The organism is Pseudoduganella lutea (assembly GCF_004209755.1).
In the GTDB taxonomy this organism is placed as follows: domain Bacteria; phylum Pseudomonadota; class Gammaproteobacteria; order Burkholderiales; family Burkholderiaceae_D; genus Rugamonas; species Rugamonas lutea.
Map to the genome: position 1 here is coordinate 1,771,636 of NZ_CP035913.1, position 16,856 is coordinate 1,788,491.

Here is a 16,856-nt window from a genome sequence, read left to right on the forward strand (position 1 = left end):
TGGGCCTTCGGGCCCATTTTTTTCATCAGCAATTTGTTGATGATCAATATCGTGTCAAAGTGTTATTGCGAGCCGATGCGCACAATGAAAACATCGGCTGCTTCTGAGCGGTTCCATGAAAACTACTTGAGGAAGAACTCCCATCCATGAAGACCACCCGTCCATCCCATCGCCCCGGTTTCCACCCCCGTTTCAACCTCCGCCTCGCCGCCCTCCCCCTCGCCCTCGCTTCCATCGCACCGCTTTCCGCCCAGGCCCAGCAGGCCGAGGAAGGCCAGGTCGCGCGCGTGGAAATCACCGGCTCGTCGATCAAGCGCATCCAGTCGGAAACGGCCACGCCGCTGACCGTGTTCCGCGCCGAGGAATTCGTCAAGCAGGGGCTCACGACGGCGCAGGAAGTGCTGGACCGGATTCCTTCGAACCAGTCCAGCTTTGGTTCCGCGAACGCGGTCGGCGGCAATGCCAGCGGCCTGCCGACCGGCGGCCAGGCCACGGCCGACCTGCGCGGGCTGGGTGGCGACAAGACGCTGGTGCTGCTCAACGGCCGCCGCCTCGCCACGCACCCGTACGACGGCGCCAGTGTCGACCTGAACCTGATTCCGGTCGCGGCGCTGGAGCGCGTGGAAGTGCTGCGCGACGGCGCCTCGGCCATCTACGGCACCGATGCGATCGGCGGCGTGATCAACTTCATCACCAAGCGCGGCGTCGACCGCGCCACCGTCGCGGTGGAAGCCACGTTCCCCGAAGAGACGGGCGGCCGTGAGCGGCGCGCCAACCTGACCGCGGGCGGCGGCGACCTGGACCGCGACCGCTGGACCGTGCTGGGCGTGCTGGACTGGCACCAGCAGGACGTGCTGACGTCGCAGCAGCGGCCCTTCTCCGCCACCGGCGTGATGCCGTCGCGCGGCTTGAACATCACGTCCGGCACCACGTTCCCGGGCAATTACTTCGACCCGGTCACCGAGGTGCAGGGCAACCCCGGCAATGCTTCCGGCTGCAATCCGCCGCTGTCCGTGCCGCACCCCACCAACGGTACCTGCCGCCAGGATTACACGCGCCAGATCGACAACAACCCCGAGCAGGAACACGTGACGGCGTATGGCAAGGCCAGCTTCAAGCTGGCGCCGGACCACACGGCGTCCGTCGAGCTGCTGCATTCGGTGAACCACGTGAAGGCACGCACGGCGCCGCCACCGCAGACCGACCTCGTGCTGCCCGCGTCGAGCCCTTACTACCCAGGCAATGCGGGCGGCGTACCGGCGCAGGCAGGGCTGTCCGGCGGGCCGCTGACGGTCAACTGGCGCCCTACCGAGGCGGGCCAGCGCCAGATCAATTCGAAAGGCACGGGCACGCGGGTCGTCGGCTCGCTCGAGGGCCTCATCGCCGGCTGGGATTACCAGGGTGGCCTCAGTTATTCCGTCAGCCGCTCCGAAGAGGAATTCACCGGCGGCTACGTGGCCGATGCCGCGTTTGCGGCCGGCGTGTTCAACGGCATCCTGAACCCGTTCGGCTTGCAGAACCAGGCGGGCCGCGATTACCTGGCCAGCACGGCGCTGCGCGGCCGCGTGCAGGACGCCAGCAACCAGCAGAGCGCGTTCGACTTCAAGGCCAGCCGTGAACTGTTCGACCTGGGCGGCGGCAAGCTGGCCGTGGCGTTCGGCGGCGAGCTGCGGCACGAGAAGGCCGACTTCAACGTCAACCGCGACATCGCCGGGCAGGCATCGAGCTCGGGCCTGTCGGGCTCCCTGTCGAAGGATGGCAGCCGCACCGTGCAGGCCGTGTTCGGCGAAATCAGCGCGCCGTTCCTGAAGACCCTGGAAGCATCGCTGGCCGCCCGCTACGACCACTACAGCGATGCCGGCAGCACGTGGAACCCGAAGGCGTCGCTGCGCTTCCAGCCCACGCAGGCATTCGTGCTGCGCGGCTCGGCCAGCACCGGTTTCCGCGCGCCCACGCTGTTCGAGAAAAACGCACCGCTGTCGCGCAACGACACGAGCAATACCTACGACGACCCGATCCTGTGCCCGGGCGGCGTGCCGCAGCCGGGCGCGAATCCGCTGCGCGACTGCGACCTGCAGCAGTACAAGCTACAAGGCGGCAACGCGGACCTGAAGCCGGAAAAATCGCGCACGTTCTCGATCGGCGCCGTGTTCGAGCCGATCCCCGCCATCACGCTGGCCGTGGACTACTGGACCATCCGCCTGCGCGACAAGATCGGCGCGCTGCCGGAACAGACGATCTTCGGCAATTACGAAAAATACCGCGACCGCTTCATCCGCTTCCCCGACGGTTCGCCGAACGCCATCCTGGACCTGAACGAAAACCTGGGCAAGGTCAAGACGGACGGCGTCGACGTCAGCCTGACCGCGCGCACGCCGAACCACAGCTGGGGCGCGCTGTCGTTCACGCTGGACGGCACGTGGGTGCACAACTATGAATACCAGAACGAACGCGATGGCGAGTTCACGCAAAACGTGGGCCGCTACGCGGACAACAACGTGGTATTCCGCTGGCGCCACAACGCGGCGCTGACGTGGCGTTCGGGTGCATGGAGCGCCACCGTGGCCCACAACTTCAAGACCGGCTACGACGACCAGAACCTGGTCGAGCCGCAATTCTTCAATCACGTGCCGTCGTATGGCCTGGTGAACCTGTCGGGCACGTACACGGGCTTCCAGAACATCTCGCTCACCGCCGGCATCAAGAATGTGGCCGACAAGGAACCGCATTTCTCGAACCAGGGCACGCTGTTCCAGAAGGGCTACGATCCGCGCTACACCGACCCGGTCGGCCGCGCGCTGTACGTGCGGGGCTCGTACACGTTCTAGAAGCAAAAACTGGGGACGTACCCCTGTTTAGAGGAAACTCCGCCGGCAGCTCGGCTGGCGAAGTTTCCTGGAAACCAGGGTCCGTCCCCAGTTTTGCCGGCTGAAAAAACTGGGGACGTACCCCTGTTTAGAGGAAACTCGCTGGCTGCGTTTGCGGGTGAAATTTCCTGGAAACCAGGGTCTGTCCCCAGTTTTGCGGCCCGGCGAAAGTTGCTTCAAAAATGGGGTACGTCCCCATTTTTGAAGCAACAAAAAAGGCGCCGCGAGGCGCCTTTTTCGTTGGAGCGGAGTGGGGTTACGCGGTGCCGCCGACGGTTACGCCGTCGATGCGCAGTGTCGGCTGGCCGACGCCCACCGGCACGCTCTGGCCTTCCTTGCCGCACACGCCCACGCCGGAGTCGAGCTTCATGTCGTTGCCGATCATCGACACGCGGTTCAGCACGTCCGGACCGTTGCCGATCAGCGTGGCGCCCTTCACCGGGTAGGTGATCTTGCCATCCTCGATCATGTAGGCTTCGCTGGCCGAGAACACGAACTTGCCGTTCGTGATGTCGACCTGGCCGCCGCCAAAGTTCACCGCGTACAGGCCGTTCTTCACGGAGGCGAGGATCTCGGCCGGGTCCTTGTCGCCGGCCAGCATGTACGTGTTCGTCATGCGCGGCATCGGCAGGTGGGCGAACGATTCGCGGCGGGCGTTGCCTGTCACCGGCATCTTCATCAGGCGCGCGTTCATCGTGTCCTGGATGTAGCCGCGCAGGATGCCATCCTCGATCAGCGTGGTGCACTGCGTGGGATTGCCTTCGTCGTCGATGTTCAGCGAACCGCGGCGGTCCTGCAGCGTGCCGTCGTCGACCACCGTCACGCCTTTCGCGGCGACGCGCTCGCCGATGCGGCCGGCGAACGTGGACGAACCCTTGCGGTTGAAGTCGCCTTCCAGGCCGTGGCCGATCGCTTCGTGCAGCAGGATGCCGGGCCAGCCCGGGCCCAGCACGACGGTCATCGGGCCGGCCGGTGCCGGTCGCGAATCCAGATTCACCAGGGCGCCCTTGACGGCATCCTCGGCATATTGCGTCAGCAATTCATCGGTGAAATAGCCATAGTCGTAGCGGCCGCCGCCGCCGGACGTGCCCATCTCGCGCCGGCCATCCTGCTCGACGATGACGGTGACGGACACGCGCACCAGCGGGCGGATGTCCGCCGCCAGCACGCCGTCGCTGCGCACCACCAGCACCACGTCGTATTCGCCGGCCAGGCCAGCCATCACCTGCACCACGCGCGGATCCTTGGCGCGGGCGATCTTTTCCACGCGCTCCAGCAGCTTCACTTTCGATGCGGCGTCCAGCGACGTCAGCGGATCGTGCGGCAGGTACAGCGAACGGCCGCCCTGCTGGGCGAGGCTGCCGGCCACCTTGATCTTGCCGGCGCCGGCGCGCGCGATCGTGCGCGTGGCGGCCGCCGCGTCCAGCAGGGCCGCTTCGGAAATCTCGTCGGAATATGAGAACGCCGTCTTTTCGCCGGAAACGGCGCGCACGCCCACGCCCTGGTCAATCGAGAAACTGCCCGTCTTGACGATGCCTTCTTCCAGGCTCCACCCTTCGTTCTTGGTGAACTGGAAGTACAGGTCGGCGTAGTCCACCTTGTGCGTGAACATCGTGCCGAGCGTCTTGATCAGCTTGCCCTCGTCCAGGCCGAACGGGGTCAGCAATACGTCGCGCGCGACGGCCAGCGAAGAGAGGTTCGGTTCGAATGGTTTCATTTGGATTTCCCGTGCTATGACTGGCTGTCATTGTAGTGGATTCATGCCGGGGCCGCCGGCGCGCCGGCGCCGCACCTGCATGGCACCGCGCCTACAGGATGCGGTGGTCGAGCGCAGGGAGGCGCTTGCGCACGTCGGCGATGACATCCGGGTCGATCAGGCCGCCCACGATGCCTTCGCCCTCGCCGTCGATGATGGCGCGCAACTCGCCCCACGGGTCGATCAGCTGGCTGTGGCCCCAGGTGCGCCGGCCGTTCACGTGGGTACCCCCTTGCGCTGCGGCCAGCACGTAACACTGGTTTTCAATGGCGCGGGCGCGCAGCAGCGTATCCCAGTGCGCCTCGCCCGTCGTGTAGGTAAACGCGGCCGGCACCACGATCAGGTCCACCGGGCCCATCGCGCGGAACAGTTCGGGGAAGCGCAGGTCGTAGCAGATCGCCATGCCGACCTTGCCGAAGTCCGTGTCCACCATGCCCACGCTCTTGCCCGGCACGATGGTGCGTGCCTCGTCGTAGGATTCGGTGTCGTTGGCAAAGCCGAACAGGTGCATCTTGTCGTAGCGCGCCACCTGCTCGCCGGCCGGGTTAAACACGAGCATCGTGTTCAGCACCTTGCCGGGCTCCTCGCTGACCAGCGGCAGCGTGCCGCCGAACAGCCAGATGGCGTGCGTGCGCGCCAGCTCGGCCATCGCATCCTGAATCGGCCCACTGCCGGGCTGCTCGGCTACGGCCACCTTGTCCGTGTCGGCCATGCCCATGATCGGCCAGTACTCGGGCAGCACGACAAGGCGCGCGCCGTTGTGGACGACAGCCTGCTCGACCAGCCGGCGTACGGTGGCGATGTTTTCTTCGACCACCGGGGTGGAAACCATCTGGATCGCGGCAACGAAAGCGGAAAGTGTGCTCATGATGTCCTCACTGGGTTCGGGTAACGTTCGGCAAGTCTGGCGTTGCAAGGCTCCCCGAGTCAAGCCTGCTGGTATCGAGTTTTGTCATGACGGGCGCCTTCCACGGTCCCGTCACCTGCATCTGGTACGTCAGCGCCTTCATCATCGGTTGCGACAGGAACAACTGGGCCAGGTAACTGCCCAGCCCGATCACGGGATTGACGGCCAGCGCATACACGAGCGGCGCCGTGCCGAAGTTCAGCTCGGGGATCACCACCACGTGCAGGTTCGTCGATTCGTTGGCGATGTCGGCCATGCCCGCCATCAGCACGGTCGCCTGCACGCCGTGCATTTTCAGGTTGTCCGTCTTCACGATGCCGCGGTCGATGACGGCGTGGGCCGTGAGCCCGTCGAACTGCAGCCCTTGCGAAAACACGTCGTTGAAATCGAACTTCAGCAGCCGCGGCAGCGCCTGCAGGCTCAGCACGCCCAGCAGTTTCGCCGCGCCCGGGTCCTGCTTCAGGAACTGCCCTTTTTCCACGTTCATGTCGAGCTTGCCGGACAGCGTGGGAATGTCCAGCGAGTACGGCAATCCCTGCCAGGCGATGTCACCGGACAGCTTGCCCTTGCCGCCCTTGACCGTGTCGGCGAAGCCGAAGCGTTCCAGCAGCTTGCCGGCGTCATGGATCTCCATGTTGAAATCAAGCGCTGAATGGTGGCGCTCGCTCTGCACCTGGCTTCCCCCGCCGCGGCTGACCCAGCGGCCGGTACCGTGCAGCGCGCCGTCGGCATTGACGAGCGCCAGCTTCGACACCCGCCATTCCCGCGACGACGTGATCAACGCATTATAGGCCTGCAATTCCAGGCTTCCCAGCGGCCGATTGAACAACTCGAAGCGCTCGGCCACGATATCGAGCGCCGGGATCGCCGGCGAGCTGGCCGACCGTTCCAGCATGTCCTTCACGTCGCCGGCCGACGATTCGGGAATGATGAGGCTCGACAGCCGCGCCGTGACCTTGCCCAGCCCGCGGCCCGTTGGCGATTCCGCCCACGTGATGTAGCCGTTGGCCTGCTTCGAATCGATGTTGGCCTGCCAGGTGCCGCCGCGGTGCGTGGCGCCCAGCACCACGCCGTCGAGCTTGCGGCTGGCGAGGATCAGTTCATCCGCCCGCGCCGCCATCGTTTCCGGCACGATGTACTGCGCCAGACTGATGCCGTCGCTGCCGCTGCCGCTGCCGCCGCTGCTGCTGCTGCTGCCGCTGTCACTGCCCGCGCCGGCGATATCGGTACCCAGCGCCAGCCATTCATCCACGTTCAGCGATTTCATGCTGACGTTCAGCGCCATGCCGCTATCCGGTTCGGGCGCCGGCGTGTTGACGCCGATGCCGCCGCGCACCAACTGCCAGGTACCGCGCTCCTGGCCTTGGTTCTGCCGCTGGCGCTGGTAGGCGGCCGCCACGACGTTGCCGATCGTGATGCGGATATCGTCGCGCGCCAGCCCCGCCTCGTTGGTGGCGGCGCCATTGAGCAGGAAATGCACGGGCAGCGCGTTGGCGGCCTCTTTCGCCAGCGGCGCCGGGAAATCCAGGCCCACGCCCGTCAGCAGCGATTCGACGACCACCTGGTATTGATGGTTGTGCGCCGTGACCAGGCCGTTGTAGCGGGCGCTGCCGCTGATGTGCCGGGCCAGCCGCTGCATGGCCGGTGCCGGATAGGTGCGGCGCAAGCCATCGGCCGTCACGTTGCCGCCGATGCGCACGGCGATGGTGCCGTCGGCCTGCGTGCCGCCGCCCACCGTCAGCTGGCCGCCCAGCAGCGTGCCGTTCAGGCCGTTCAGGTTGACGCCATGCTCGTTGAATTCGATCTTGCCGGTGGCCAGCAGCACGGGCGGCATGTCGTTCCACAAGACCACGTCGTTGCCCTGCAATTGCAGCGTGCCGTTGACCTTGCTCTCGCGCAACCGGTTCAGCGGCAAGTCCAGCCTGAGGGCAAGCCTGGCGTTGCCGGTGGCCGTGGTCTGGTCCGTGAAGTGGCCGATCCAGCCCAGCACGGGGCTGTTGGCCACGTAGCGCAGGTAGTCGCTCATGGCGCCGGCCGCGTTGCCGTCGATTTCCAGCACGCTGTCATGGTGGATCAGGTCGGCGATCACCGCCTTCACGTTGGACAGGTTGACGTTGCCCGTCTTCGCCGTATTGGCGCGGATTTCCATGCGGGCCCGCTCGAACGCGAAACTGCCGCGTATCTGCTCGGCCTGCGGCCACAGCGGCGACTTGCCGTCCACGCCGAAGTGGCCCGGTTCGTAGTTCAGCTTGCCATCCTGGATGCGGCCGGCGATGCGGAATTCACCCTTGCTGAAATCCGGCGTATCGGCCGCGAACGGGAAATGCGCGAGGTTGCCGGCAAGGCGCACCGACACGTCGTGCGCGGTGCCGCCTTCGAGCGCGCCGGTGAGCCATGCCTTCAGGTGCGCCGGCGTGGCGACCGGCAGGTAGCGGCCGATGCGGTTGATCGTGAAGCCGTCCAGCTTGCCGCGGATGTCCGCGGTGCCGGGGCCGGCCAGCCTGCCATCCGCGTTCGCCGGCAGAACGTGGGTGCCGGACAGTTCACCCGTCAGGCCTTCCTGGTCGAATGCCAGCTGGCCGAGGTCGACGCGCAGCCCCTCGGCATCGCGCGACCACGACGCATCGAGCTGCAGCTTCCGGAACGGCATCCTGGCTGTCTCGAACCAGGCCGGCATGTCGAGCACGAGGCCTGGCGCGTCGAGCACGACGCTGCCGCCATCCTCGCGCGCGTCGACCGTGCCGGACAGCTTGTCGAAACCCGGCAGCGCCGGCATGGCGGGCAGTGCCGGGGCCTTGCCAGTGGCCGCCACGGCGGGACGCGCGGCGAGTGCCGCCATGCCGAGCTCGCGCAAGTCCGCCCGCACCCGCCAGTCGGCCGGTGCCGACAGCGGCCCCTGCCACTGTGCCCGCAGGTTTTCCACGCGGCCGCGCGGTGCCAGGTCGGCCAGCAGGCTGCGCGACGCGGCCGGCAGCGGCAGTTTCGTCGCCAGTTCGGCCAGCGCCTTCAGGTCCAGCGCCGGTGCCGTGACTTCGGTGCGCGCCGGCTTGTTCTTCGTGGCGGGCAGGGTACGCTCGGCCACGGTGGTGGGCACCAGCGTGGCGCCGTCGCGCGTGCGCAGCGCGAGGTTGGTCACGCTGGCGCGGTGGCCGTAGGCGCCGAACGGTGCGTTGCGGTTCGCGCCGCGCGGTGCCTTGTCTTCGCTGAATGCGAACCGGCCGGACAGCGCCGCCACGTCCAGCCGGGGCAGGTCGGCGCCCAGCTTGGCCACCACGTCGTGCAGCGCCACGTCGGCCGTCACGCCGGTCAGGCGGGCGCGGTCGATGTCGAGCCAGGCGCGCACGCCGCCGCGGCCGGATTCGAGTTCATGGGGATACGGCAGGTGCGGTTTCCAGGCGGCCAGGTCCGCGCCCTTCACGGCCGCATACAGCGTGCCGCGCCACTGCTTGACGTCGGCCGCGTGCTGGGTAAAGGTGGGCTGCCGGAAGTCGGCCCGGATGTCGAGCTTGCCGCCGAGCGCGCGCGGCGGCGCGGCCGTGATGCCGAAGCGATGCCGGCCCCAGTTGTTGTGCAACACCACGTTCACGTCCTGCAAGGCCAGCGGCGCGGTGCCCCGCAGCGCATCCGTCCAGGCGAGGCGCCCTTCGCGGATGACGATCTCGCGCTGCGCCAGCAGCCAGTCGGCGCCACGGCCGTCATCCTTGCGGTTCGGATCGACCAGGGTGCCGGCCACGTAGAGCTTGCCGTCGGCATCGCGCCGCACGTCCAGGTCCGGGCGGATCAATTCCAGCGATTCGAAGCGCAGGTCGAAGGACACCAGGCTCCACCACGACAGCGTGGCCGACACGCTGGGCAAGCGCAGCGCCTGCTGGCCGGCACCGTCGCGCAGCACCACGTCGCCCAGGAACAGGTTCGGGCGCAGGCCGGACCAGGAAGCATAGATGCGGTCGATCGTGACGGGATTGCCGGCGGCGCTGCTGGCCATGCGTTCGATATCGCCCTTGTAGCGATCGATATTGGGCAGCACGGCCCAGCGCAGTGCGAGGAACAGCAGCGCCAGCGCGAAATACACGACCAGTACCAGCTTGATCGTGAATCCCAGGACATGGTGGGTGGCCAGGTTGCACAGGCGGTAGGCTGTCTGAAGACGGTGCCAGCGCGCAACCAGGGGCCCCTCTCGTGCCAGCTCTTTCTCTGCCGTTTGTTCCGTCAACACACAATCCCAGGGCCAGCCGCCGAAACTGTTCGGGCGGCAAAAATAAATGTCGGTTTCTTACGAGGCGCCCATTCTACCCCAAGGCCCGGTTAAACTAGCTTACGGAAGCTGTTCATTACACAACGTTACGAAATTTGTTGTTTTACTTATTTCCCGCGTTACTGTCTTCTTCCTGCACCCTTCTCTACCCTTCTCGCTCTTTCCATGCCAAATTCCTCTGCCACTTCGTCGTCCGTTTCCGACTCCCGCTTCTACCAGCGCTGGCTTGCGGCGGCGCCCGACCGCCAGGCCAAGATCGACGCGCTGGTGCAACAGCCGCTGGACAGTGCGGATCTCGAGGCGTTGCTGGCGGTCGAACGCGAAGGGGGCGCGCTGCCGGCGACCCGCGGCATGCGCCGCTTGCGCAACCTGCTGATCGCCGGCCTGATCCGGCGCGACCTGGCGGAGCTGGCCGATCTGAACGAAGTGGTGACGGCGGTCACGCGCCTGGCCGATTTCGCGATCCGCACCCACCTGGCCGAAGCCGATGCCGAAATGCGCGCGGCGCACGGCGTGCCCACCGGGAGCGAGTCCGGGGTCGCCCAGGAACTGATCGTGCTGGCGATGGGCAAGCAGGGCGGCTTCGAGCTGAACGTGTCGTCCGACATCGACCTGATCTTTGTCTACCCGGAAGACGGCGACACGGTGCCCACGGCGCCGGGCCAGCGGGTGCTGTCGAACCATGAATATTTCGTGCGGCTGGGGAAAAAGCTGATCGCGGCCATCGCCGAGATCACCGAGGATGGCTTTACGTTCCGCGTCGACATGGCGCTGCGCCCGAACGGCGGTTCCGGCCCGCTGGCGGCCAGCCTGGGCATGGTGGAACAGTACCTGATCGTGCAGGGCCGCGAGTGGGAACGCTATGCGTGGGTGAAGGCGCGCGCCGTGACCGGCCGGGCCGAGGATATCGCGGCGCTCGATGCGATCGTGCGGCCGTTCTGCTTCCGCCGTTACCTGGACTTCGGCGTGATCGACGCCATCCGCACGATGCATGCGCAGATCCGCGCCGAGGTGAACCGGCAGGAACGGCTGCACCCGGAGCGCAGCCACAACGTGAAACTGGGCCGCGGCGGCATCCGCGAGATCGAATTCCTGGCCCAGGTATTCCAGCTGATCCGTGGCGGGCGCGACCCGAGCCTGCGCGACCGCTCCACCCGCGCGACGCTGCGCCAGTTGCCGGACAAGGGCCTGCTGGCGGCGGATATCGTGGAACGCCTGCTGGATTCGTACACCTTCCTGCGCAACCTGGAACACCGGCTGCAGTACCTGGAGGATGCGCAGACCCACACGCTGCCGGCCAGCGATGCCGACCGCGACACCGTGGCGCGCATGATGGGCCTGCCGGACGCCGCCACGCTGATGGCGGCGCTGGAAGGCCACCGCCGCTTCGTGGCCGAGCAGTTCGACGCGATGTTCGCCGAAAAGGCCGGCGACGACGAGATCGACCCGGCCACCAGCAACGAGTGCGCCGATCCCGACAACATCGAAGCGATCGAATCGCGCTTCGCCAGCCTGGGCTACGACAGCCCGCCCGCCGCGGCGCGCCGGCTGATCGCCACGTGGCAGGCGCCGCGCGTGCAATCGATGCCGGAAGCGAGCCGCCAGCTGTTCGTGGCGCTGATCAACGCGGCGCTGCCCCAGATCGCCCGGGCGGCCGAGAACAACCCGGTCGGCACGCAGGTGGGCACGCTGGGCCGGCTGCTCGATTTCCTCGAGGCGATCGCGCGGCGCTCTTCCTACCTGTCGCTGCTGACGGAATACCCGCACACGCTGGAACGCGTGATCGGCATGATGCACGCCAGCGCGTGGGCCGCCACCTTCCTCACGCAGCACCCGATCCTGCTGGACGAGCTGCTGGACGACCGCATCCGCAATGCCGTGTTCGATCCGCAGGCGCTGGCGCAGGATCTCGATGGCCAGCTGGCCGTCTATGAAGGCGACACGGAGCGCCAGCTCGACATCCTGCGCGAAGTGCACCACGCGCAGCTGTTCCACCTGCTGGCGCAGGACCTGGCCGGCGATCTGACGGTGGAAAAGCTGGCCGATTACCTGTCCGAGCTGGCGGACGTGATCGTGGCGGCCGTGGTGCGGGCCGCGTGGAAGACGGTGGCGAAGCGGCACCGGGAAGTGCCCCGCTTCGCCGTCATCGCCTACGGCAAGCTGGGCGGCAAGGAACTGGGCTACGTGTCCGACCTCGACGTGATCTTCCTGTACGACGACGACGACCAGGAAGCCCCCGGCCTGTACGCAAAGCTGGCGCAGCGCTTCATCACGTGGATGACCACGCACACGTCTGCCGGCATCCTGTTCGACATCGACACGGCGCTGCGCCCGGATGGCGCGAGCGGCATGCTGGTGTCGTCGGTCACGGCATTCGAGCGTTACCAGAAACAGTCGGCATGGGTGTGGGAACACCAGGCGCTCACGCGTGCCCGCTTCGGTGCCGGCGATGCCGCGATCGGCCAGCGCTTCGAGGAAATCCGTTGCGAGGTGCTGCGCCAGCCCCGCGTGACGGGCGAGGAACTGAAGCGGGAAGTGCTGGCGATGCGCCGCCGCATGCACGATGCCCACCCCAGCCGCCCCGAGAGCTTCGACTTGAAGCAGGATGCCGGCGGCATGATCGACATCGAATTCATCGTGCAGTATCTCGTCCTCGAACATTCGGGCCGGCACCGCGAACTGACGGCGAACCGGGGCAATATCGCGCTGCTGCGCATTTGCGCCGAACTGGGTCTTGTCGATGCCGCGCTGGCCGCGCAAGTGGGCGACGCTTACCGCGCCATGCGCAAGCTGCAGCACCAGATCCGGCTGCAGGGCGGCGAGCAATCGCGCGTGGATCCGCTGCGGGTAACGCTGCACGCACAGAATGTGCGGCAATTATGGACGGCGATATTCGGCGAAGAACATCCCGCGCAGGCGGCTTGACTGCCCGTCGATCAGTTACATTTACAAACAATTCATAACAAAATCTTACGAATATGTTGCATGTAACACGAAAGTAACAATTAACGTAAAAATATTATTGACTCAGGTTAAGGCCGCGTTGTCAGATGCAAGATCGTCTCGTGCAAGGCACAAGCGTTCGTGACAACTCTGGAGAAAAACCCGATGAAAGAAACAACCCTGTCCCGCTCGGTGCGGCTGATCTGCGCCGCCGGCCTGGCAAGTGCGCTGGCGATCCCGGCCCATGCCCAGCAAGCGGACCAGCCCATCCAGCGCGTGCAGATCACCGGTTCGGCGATCAAGCGCATCGATGCGGAAACCGCGGTACCCATCACCGTGGTCAAGATGGACCAGTTGAAGGCCGAAGGCATCACCACCGTGGAACAGGTTCTGTCCACCGTGGCGGCCATGCAGGCCACGCAAGGCACCAGCCAGGTCGTGGGCCTGGGCACCGGCGGCGCCTCGTTCGCCGACATGCGCGGCATCGGCGAGAACAAGACGCTGGTGCTGCTGAACGGCCGCCGCCTGGCAAACAATGCGTTCGACAGCTCGGCACCCGACCTGAACATGATCCCGTTCGCGGCGATCGAGCGCGTGGAAGTGCTGCGCGACGGCGCCTCGTCGCTGTACGGCTCCGACGCCGTGGGTGGCGTGATCAACTTCATCACGAAAAAAGATTTCACCGGCGGTGTCGTGACCGTGGGTGGCGATTCGCCGCACCACCAGGGCGGCCAGAGCCTGAACAGCAATATCGGCCTGGGCTTCGGCGACCTGGACACGGATGGCTGGAACTTCTTCGCCATGGGCGATTTCCAGAAGCAGCGCGCCATCGGCGGCCTGGACCGCGACTTCAACACGCGCTTTGCCGGCGGCCTGTCGGGCAGCACGAGCCCGGCCAACTACTACCAGGAAGGCGATTCCGGCAACCCGGCCGCGCCGGACTGCACGAGCGCGCCGAACCTAGTGCCGAACGGCACCAGCTGCCGGATGACGACGTCGAGCTTCGTCGACTACGTGCCGCGCTCCGAACGCGCCACGGGCCTGTTCAAGGGCACGCTGAGGCTGTCGAACAACCATGAACTGGGCCTGGAATACCTGATCAGCCGCAGCAACGTGGAAAGCGCCATCGCGCCGGTACCGTACGGCGGCCTGCGCATGAACCGCACGCTGGCCAACGGTTCGCTCAATCCCTATTACCCGGGCAACCCGGGCGCGATCACGCCGAACATTCCGCTCGATCCGACCTTCGGCGCGGGCGACCTGCCGGCCGGCGCCCTGCCCGGCTACATCAACGTGATGTGGCGTAACCTGCCGGGCGGCTCGCGCGGCGGCGAAAACATCAACCGCCAGCAACGCTTCGTCGCCTCGCTGTCCGGCAACGTGGCTGGCTGGGATTACCAGACCGCCCTGTCGTACAACGAAAACAAGGTGCAGGCGAACCTGAGCGGCTACAGCGATGGCGGCATCATCACCAAGGGTGTGCTCGATGGCGTGATCAACCCGTTCGGCGAACAGACCGCAGCCGGCCTGGAGTTGATCCGCTCCGCCGCCCTGGACGGCAACGTGCAGAACGCCAAGGGCACGACGAAATCGCTGGACTTCAATGCCAGCCGCGAACTGTCCGACTGGCTGGGCGCCGGCCGTGCTGCCGCGCTGGCGATCGGCGGTGCGGCCAGCCGCGAGAACTTCGTGATGGCATCGAACACGCCGTACGCCGAAAAAGTGGTGGCCAGCACGGGCATCGATCCGACCGCCTACAACGCCGGTTCGCGCAATGTGTACGCCGCGTACGCCGAGCTGAACGTGCCGCTGCTGAAGACGCTGGACGTGACCGCTGCCGTGCGCTACGACAAGTACAGCGACTTCGGCAACAGCACCAATCCGAAGTTCAGCTTCCGCTGGCAGCCTGCACCGGAAGTGCTGGTGCGCGGTTCGTACTCGACGGGCTTCCGCGCGCCGTCGCTGTATGAAGTCAACGCATCGCAGACGTACACCAACACGTCCACGCAGAACGACCCGGTGAACTGCCCGAACGGCACGCCGATCCCGGGCAAGGGCTCGGCCACGAACTGCCGCGTGCAGTTCCAGAAGCTGCAGGGCGGTAACCAGAACCTGGATCCGGAAGAGTCGACCAACGCCACACTGGGCATCGTCTATGAAGGCGTGAAGAACCTGACGCTGTCGGCCGACCTGTGGGCGATCAAGCTGGAACACCAGATCGACAGCCTGTCCGAGGACGACGTGTTCGCCGATGGCGTGAAATACGCGGCGCTGTACCACCGCAACGCGGCCGGCAACCTGTCGATCGACGGTTCGCAGTGCGTGACGCCGACGAACTGCGGCTATGTCGACCTGCGCACGCAGAACCTGGGCAACATCAAGACCCACGGTGTCGACGTGGCAGCCCAGTACCGCCTGCGCACCGACGCGTTCGGCACGTACAACTTCGCGCTGAACAGCACTTGGGTGCACGGCTTCAAGTACCAGACGTCGCAAGGCGGCGAATGGATCGACCGCCTGGGCGCCTACCGCGGCACCGGCCCGGTATTCCGCTGGCAGAACACCGCCAACGTGCGCTGGAGCCTGCGTGAACTGGGCGCCGGCCTGACCGCGAACTACAAGTCGGGCTACCTGGACGCGGACAACGCCTTCGAGGAAAACCACCGCGTGGCGTCGTACACCACGATCGACGGCTACCTGTCGTGGACGCAGCCGAAGGGCTACGCCGTCACATTCGGCGTGCGCAACATGTTCGACCGCGATCCGCCGCTGTCCTACCAGGAAGACACCTTCCAGGCTGGCTACGACCCGCGTTTCGCCTCCCCGATCGGCCGCACGTTCTACGTGCGCGCTTCGTACAGCTTCTAAGCTGAACGTCGCATGACAAAGCCCCGCCGGCTCGCGCCGGCGGGGCTTTTTTTTCGTACTTACCATGCAGAAAAACTGGGGACGTACCCCTGTTTTCAGGCAATTATCACGCGACCGCTGACGCCAGTAGGTTTCCTCTAAACAGGGGTACGTCCCCAGTTTCGCTGGGAGGCAACAAAAAAGGCGCTCGAGGCGCCTTTTTTGCGGGTACTGCGGGAGCGATTACTTCGCGTTGAACAGCGCGACGGTGGTGTCGAGCATGCGGTTCGAGAAGCCCCACTCGTTGTCGTACCACGACGATACCTTCACCAGGCGGCCGGAGACTTTCGTCAGCGTGGCGTCGAAGTTCGACGATGCCGGGTTGTGGTTGAAGTCGACGGAGACCAGCGGTTCGGTCTGGTAGGTCAGCACGCCTGCCAGCGCGCCTTCGGCAGCCGACTTCATGATCTGGTTGACTTCATCGACGGTCGTGTCGCGCTTGGCGATGAACGACAGGTCGACCAGCGACACGTTGATGGTCGGCACGCGGATCGCGAAGCCGTCCAGCTTGCCGTTCAGTTCCGGCAGCACCAGGCCGACCGCAGCGGCGGCGCCGGTCTTGGTCGGGATCATCGACTGCGTGGCCGAACGGGCGCGGCGCAGGTCTTCGTGCATCACGTCGGTCAGCACCTGGTCGTTGGTGTACGAGTGCACGGTGGTCATCAGGCCGGTTTCCACGCCGATCGCGTCGTTCAGCGGCTTGACCAGCGGGGCCAGGCAGTTGGTGGTGCACGATGCGTTCGAGATCACGGTGTCCGACGCTTTCAGCACGCCTTCGTTGACGCCGAAGACGATCGTTGCATCGACATCCTTGCCGCCTGGTGCGGAGATGATGACTTTCTTGGCGCCGCCCTTCAGGTGGGCCGAAGCCTTTTCCTTGGTGGTGAAGAAGCCGGTGCACTCCAGCACCACGTCCACGCCCAGCTCGCCCCACGGGATTTCAGCCGGGTTACGCTGCGCGAACACGCGGATCTTGTCGCCGTTGACGATCATGAAATCGCCGTCGACTTCCACGGTACCGTTGAACTTGCCATGCGCCGTGTCGTAGCGGGTCAGGTGCGCGTTCGATTGCGCATTGCCCAGGTCGTTGATCGCAACAATCTGGATGTCCTGCTTCTTGCCGCCTTCGTAGAAAGCGCGCAGCACGTTGCGGCCGATACGGCCATAACCGTTGATAGCTACCTTGATCGTCATTACATGTACTCCTGTTTAAAGAAAAAC

7 protein-coding genes are annotated in these 16,856 nt (G+C 65.8%); 3 read left to right on the top strand and 4 right to left on the bottom strand.

Annotated elements, in window-relative coordinates:
- Window positions 1-146: 146 nt before the first annotated feature.
- Window positions 147-2,828: a TonB-dependent receptor gene (locus EWM63_RS07415; RefSeq protein WP_130185947.1), complete on the top strand. Its 2,682-nt coding sequence runs from the start codon at window positions 147-149 to the stop codon at window positions 2,826-2,828.
- A 295-nt stretch (window positions 2,829-3,123) separates the two neighbouring features.
- On the opposite strand, the gene tldD is transcribed toward EWM63_RS07415, so the two are convergent.
- The 3 genes from tldD to EWM63_RS07430 all read right to left on the bottom strand — a co-directional run bounded on the left by tldD (window position 3,124) and on the right by EWM63_RS07430 (window position 9,743).
- On the bottom strand, window positions 3,124-4,584 hold the full coding sequence (tldD, locus tag EWM63_RS07420; protein WP_130185948.1) for a metalloprotease TldD: 1,461 nt from the start codon (window positions 4,582-4,584) through the stop codon (window positions 3,124-3,126).
- Window positions 4,585-4,675: 91 nt separating this feature from the next.
- A complete protein-coding gene (locus EWM63_RS07425; RefSeq protein ID WP_130185949.1) occupies window positions 4,676-5,491 on the bottom strand; it encodes a carbon-nitrogen hydrolase family protein in 816 nt (271 codons plus the stop codon).
- A gap of 7 nt (window positions 5,492-5,498) precedes the next feature.
- A complete protein-coding gene (locus EWM63_RS07430; RefSeq protein ID WP_229487795.1) occupies window positions 5,499-9,743 on the bottom strand; it encodes a YhdP family protein in 4,245 nt (1,414 codons plus the stop codon).
- 207 nt (window positions 9,744-9,950) lie between these two features.
- On the opposite strand from EWM63_RS07430, the gene glnE reads away from it, so the two are divergent.
- Both glnE and EWM63_RS07440 read left to right on the top strand, forming a co-directional pair.
- Window positions 9,951-12,710, top strand: coding sequence for a bifunctional [glutamate--ammonia ligase]-adenylyl-L-tyrosine phosphorylase/[glutamate--ammonia-ligase] adenylyltransferase (glnE, locus tag EWM63_RS07435; RefSeq protein WP_130185950.1), 2,760 nt, complete (start codon window positions 9,951-9,953; stop codon window positions 12,708-12,710).
- 183 nt (window positions 12,711-12,893) lie between these two features.
- Entirely contained in the window at window positions 12,894-15,596 is a 2,703-nt protein-coding gene (locus EWM63_RS07440) for a TonB-dependent receptor (protein WP_130185951.1), read from the top strand.
- 222 nt (window positions 15,597-15,818) lie between these two features.
- Here the strand turns inward: EWM63_RS07440 and gap are convergent, their stop codons facing one another.
- Entirely contained in the window at window positions 15,819-16,829 is a 1,011-nt protein-coding gene (gene gap, locus EWM63_RS07445; protein WP_130185952.1) for a type I glyceraldehyde-3-phosphate dehydrogenase, read from the bottom strand.
- Window positions 16,830-16,856 lie beyond the last annotated feature (27 nt).